This is a genomic window from Mesorhizobium sp. M7A.F.Ca.CA.004.04.2.1, assembly GCF_004022825.1.
GTDB lineage: Bacteria > Pseudomonadota > Alphaproteobacteria > Rhizobiales > Rhizobiaceae > Mesorhizobium.
In genome coordinates this window covers 1-4,484 of the sequence record NZ_RZPH01000467.1, presented here as the reverse complement: position 1 = coordinate 4,484, position 4,484 = coordinate 1, and the positions used below count along the sequence as shown (strand labels likewise).

Genomic DNA, 4,484 nt, shown 5'->3' with positions numbered 1-4,484 from the left:
CTTTGGCGGCTGCGGCCATTCGGTGCGCGGGAACAGCCCGTCGAACCCGCTCTGCCCCGGGCTCCCCAGGCGGTGGCTGCCGAGATGACGCAGGCCAGCCGCGACTCGCTGATCGACGGGCTGTTCCCGCGCACCGAATGGCCGCAGCCGCCAAAGGCACCGTTTCCCCGACTGAAGAAGAAGTCCGACCGACGCAGCGATTTCGTCATAGCCGCGCTCGGCATCACGCTCGGCCTGATCTGCGCCCTGTTTCCCTGGTACATCTTCTTCAACCAGGACCAGTTTGGCGTCCAGGCGATGAAGTTCGGCGGCACCGGCTCCAATTCCGGGCGAGCGGGCGGCGGCGTGGTCGCGCAACGCAGCGCGCCGCTGACGGCAAAGGATATTCCCGCGGCCAATCTCGATCTTCTTGCCACGGGGACGGTGCGGGACGACGCCAATCCCGCAGCCGCACCCGACGAGCAACCGTTTCCGGCCGACGCGGCGAAATTCCGCATGGTTCATGTCGCTAACGGCCGTGCCATGATCCAGGACGACGCTGGCCTCTGGATCGTCCAGCGCGGCTCGATACTGCCTGACTCCAGTCAGGTGTCCTCCATCGAGCAGCGCAACGGCAAATGGGTCATGGTCACCAGTGCCGACCGGGTGATCGAACTCTCCAGATAAACGATCTCCGGCTCCCGCCATCCGCAAGGCCCGCGCAAGACTGGCGGCCTAGTCTCTGGGTACCTGCTCGGAGATTCCCATGGAGCCCGTTTCCCTTTTCGACCTCGCCGCCAAGCAAGCGCAATGGCTGGCCGTGCGCCAGTCGGCAGTCGCCGGCAACATCGCCAATGCCAACACGCCAGGCTATACGGCAAACGATGTCGAGCCATTCGAAAAGGTGCTCGACCGCGCTGCCGTATCGCTGCAGGCGACCCAGGCCGGCCATCTCGGCAATGCGGCGACCAATGCCGGCTTCACCATCAAGCCGCAGGAGAATGACGGCGTCGTCATGCCGTCCAAGAACTCGGTCGTTCTGGAAGACCAGTTGCTGAAAGCCGGCGAGGTGCGCCGCTCCTTCGAACTCAACACGGCGATCGTCAAGGCGTTTCATACGATGATGATGATGGCGGTGAAGAGCTGACCATGGACGCACTGACCGCAGCCCTCAAAGTCGCAGCATCCGGCCTCGGCGCCCAGTCGGAGCGCCTGCGCGTGGTTTCCGAAAATCTCGCCAACGCCCAGTCGACCGGCACCGCGCCCGGCTCCGATCCTTATCGCCGCAAGACCATCAGCTTCGTCTCCGAGCTTGACAGGGCCTCCGGCAGCTCAACCGTTGCAGTGAATTCGATCGATCGAGACCCCAGCGACTTTCCAGTCGAGTTCCAGCCCGGCAACGAGGCAGCCGACGAGAAGGGCTACGTCAAGATGCCCAACGTCAACGTGCTGATCGAAATGGCCGACATGACCGAGGCCAACCGCTCCTACGAGGCCAACCTTCAGGTCGTCAAGCAGGCCCGCGACCTGATTTCCATGACCATCGACCTGATGAGGAACCAGTAATGATCAGCGGTATCGGAGCGCTTCAGTTCAAGCCGTCGATCGGCGGCGACGACACGGCCACAAGCCTGCTCCAGGGCGGTGCGACACCTTCGGCCGGCGGCACCATCGGCACCTCCTTCGCCGAGGCGCTGAGCCAGGCAGCCTCCAAGACCGTGAACACGCTGCAGAATGCCGAGCAGGTATCGTTGCAGGCGCTCAAGGGCGACGCCGACACCCGTCAGGTGGTCGACGCCGTGATGAGCGCGCAGCAGGCGCTTCAGACCGCCGTCGCCATCCGCGACAAGGTGGTTTCCGCCTATCTCGAAGTCAGTCGAATGGGCATCTGAGGAATTCCGCCATGAAAGCACTCGCCATCGCCGCCACCGGCATGAATGCCCAGCAGACAAATCTGGAAGTCATCGCCAACAACATCGCCAACATCAACACCACCGGCTACAAGCGCGCCCGTGCCGAATTCTCCGACCTGCTCTATCAGGTCGACCGTACACAAGGCGTGCCCAACCGCTCCAACGCCTCGCTGGTGCCGGAGGGCGTCTCGATCGGCCTCGGCGTCAAGACGACGGCCGTGCGCAACGTGCACACCCAGGGCGAACTGACCAGCACCGGCAACAGTTTCGACCTGGCGCTGACCGGCAGGGGCTGGTTTCAGATCGAGGGTGCCGACGGCGGCACGCTCTACAGCCGCGCCGGAGCTCTCAACACCAACGCCACCGGCCAACTCGTGACGGTCGACGGCGCTGCCGTCATTCCGGCAATCAATGTTCCCGTGGATGCCGTCGAGGTCATCGTCAACAAGACCGGCCAGGTCTTCGCCCGCATCGATGGCCAGACCGACCTGCAGAACCTCGGGCAGCTTCAGATCGCCAACTTCGCCAACGAGGCCGGCCTGGCGCCGCTCGGCGACAATCTGTTCCAGGAAACCACGGCTTCGGGGCCGGCGAATGTCGGCGTGCCGGGCGATCCCGGCTTTGCCACCATCCAGCAGGGCTATCTCGAAGCCTCCAACGTCGACCCGGTCAAGGAAATCACCGAACTGATCTCGGCGCAGCGCGCTTATGAGATGAACTCCAAGGTCATTCAGGCCGCCGACGACATGGCCTCCGTGGTCTCCAAGAACATCAGGTAACGCATGATGTCGACGCCCGGCCTCCTGTCCGCATTCCGCCGCACCGCGCTCGTCCTTGCGCTGGTGACCGGCACGATGCCGGCTTTTGCCCAGGAGTCGACCAACCAATCGGCCACCCGGATCGCCAGCAATCAAGCTGGCGGCGAGGTGGTGCTTATTCCGAGCCGGGTAATCTATCCCGGCGAGACCATCAACCTGGCTGCCCTGAAACAGGTCACCCTTATCGTCGGCAAGCGCAAGCCGGAGGCGGTCGCCACGCGAGCCGAAGAACTGGATGGCAAGGTCGCCAAGCGCACGCTGCTGCCCGGCCGCTACATTCCTTCCACCGCCATCCGCGAGGCCTGGCTGGTCGAACAGGGTGCTTCCGTGCAGATCTTCTTCATCGCCGGCGGGCTGACGATCTCGGCCACCGCCGTGACGCTGCAGCCGGGAGTTGCGGGCGACCTCGTCAAGGTTCGCAACATCGACAGCGGCAAAATCCTGTCCGGCACGGTGATGGCGGACGGAACCATCCAGGTCAGCGCTTCATGATGCGCGGGCTTACCCTGATGCTGGCAGCCGTGCTTGGCCTGCAGCCGGCGCTGGCCGATGGCCTGACGTCGAAGGCCAAGCGCGAGCTCGCCGCCAAGAATGGCGGCGTCTACAGCGATCCCGAATATGATCCGGCCACCACCAGCCGCATGTTCCGGGTGTCGACCGGGCCAAGTTCGCTGCCGCCGGGCCAGGTCGCCGCGCGCATCAAGGACATCGCCCAGCTGCAGAGTTCGCGCGACAATCAGCTCGTCGGCTACGGCCTGGTCATCGGCCTTGCCGGATCGGGCGACAGCCTGCGCAACTCGCCATTCACCGAACAGTCGATCCGCGCGATGCTCGAAAATCTCGGCATCGCCACCGAAGGCGGCAGTGCGCGCGCCAAGAATGTCGCCGCCGTCATCGTCACCGCCAACATGCCGCCCTACGTGCAATCGGGCGCCCGCATCGACATCGACGTCTCCTCGATGGGCGACGCGACCTCGCTTTCCGGCGGCACGCTGATCATGACGCCGCTGAAGGCGGCGGACGGCGAGATCTATGCCGTCGGCCAGGGCTCGGTCATCGTGTCCGGCTTTACCGCCCAGGGACAGGCCGAGCAGCTGACGCAAGGCGTGCCGACCTCCGGCCGCGTGCCGAACGGCGCCATCGTCGAGCGTGCTGTCCAGGCCGAGTTCGACGATCAGGCGATCCTGACGCTGCAACTGCGCAATCCCGATTTCTCGACCGCTATCCGCATCGCCGACGCCATCAACGACTACACCGGCCAGCGCTTCGGCATGCGGGTGGCGGCGGAGCGCGATTCGCGCACCGTTCAGATCAGAAGGCCGAAAGGTGTCTCGGCGGCCCGCTTCTATGCCGAGATCGAGAATTTGGTGGTCGAATCCGACACGCCGGCCCGTGTCGTGATCGACGAGCGCACCGGCACCATCGTCATCGGCAATGACGTCAAGATCTCACGTGTCGCCATCAGCCACGGCACGCTCACCGTGCGCATCACCGAAGCGCCGCGCGTCGTCCAGCCCGAGCCCTTCTCCAAGGGCGAGACCGCCATCGAACCGTTCACAGCCATCGACGCCAGCCGGCCCGACGCCCGCGTTGCCGTGCTGGACGGACCCGATCTCCAGACCCTCGTTTCCGGCCTCAACCGCCTCGGCGTCAAGCCGGATGGCATCATCGCCATCCTGCAGGGCATCAAGTCGACCGGGGCCCTGCAGGCCGACCTGGTTCTGCAATAGGCGATGCCGATGACGCGCTTCTTCTCACACCACGAAAGACACCT

7 protein-coding genes are annotated in these 4,484 nt (G+C 64.7%); all 7 read left to right on the top strand.

Features of this window, described 5'->3' with window-relative positions; translation table 11 throughout:
• Positions 1 to 666, top strand: a 666-nt coding sequence (locus EN893_RS20195; RefSeq protein ID WP_128361728.1) for a hypothetical protein, incomplete at its 5' end; no start/stop codon positions are given.
• A gap of 79 nt (positions 667 to 745) precedes the next feature.
• Positions 746 to 1,126, top strand: a complete 381-nt coding sequence (gene flgB / locus EN893_RS20190; protein ID WP_027038255.1) for a flagellar basal body rod protein FlgB — start codon at positions 746 to 748, stop codon at positions 1,124 to 1,126.
• 2 nt (positions 1,127 to 1,128) lie between these two features.
• Positions 1,129 to 1,545: a flagellar basal body rod protein FlgC gene (gene flgC, locus EN893_RS20185; RefSeq protein WP_013529797.1), complete on the top strand. Its 417-nt coding sequence runs from the start codon at positions 1,129 to 1,131 to the stop codon at positions 1,543 to 1,545.
• Positions 1,545 to 1,871, top strand: coding sequence for a flagellar hook-basal body complex protein FliE (locus EN893_RS20180; protein ID WP_127268379.1), 327 nt, complete (start codon positions 1,545 to 1,547; stop codon positions 1,869 to 1,871). The genes flgC and EN893_RS20180 overlap by 1 nt, the downstream gene beginning before the upstream one ends.
• Before the next feature lie 11 nt (positions 1,872 to 1,882).
• Positions 1,883 to 2,671, top strand: coding sequence for a flagellar basal-body rod protein FlgG (flgG, locus tag EN893_RS20175; protein ID WP_013529795.1), 789 nt, complete (start codon positions 1,883 to 1,885; stop codon positions 2,669 to 2,671).
• Positions 2,672 to 2,674: 3 nt separating this feature from the next.
• Positions 2,675 to 3,202 carry a flagellar basal body P-ring formation chaperone FlgA gene (gene flgA, locus EN893_RS20170; RefSeq protein ID WP_127268380.1) on the top strand — a complete coding sequence of 176 codons (528 nt, stop codon included), beginning with the start codon at positions 2,675 to 2,677 and terminating at the stop codon, positions 3,200 to 3,202.
• On the top strand, positions 3,199 to 4,440 hold the full coding sequence (locus tag EN893_RS20165; RefSeq protein ID WP_127268381.1) for a flagellar basal body P-ring protein FlgI: 1,242 nt from the start codon (positions 3,199 to 3,201) through the stop codon (positions 4,438 to 4,440). The genes flgA and EN893_RS20165 overlap by 4 nt, the downstream gene beginning before the upstream one ends.
• Positions 4,441 to 4,484: the final 44 nt, after the last annotated feature.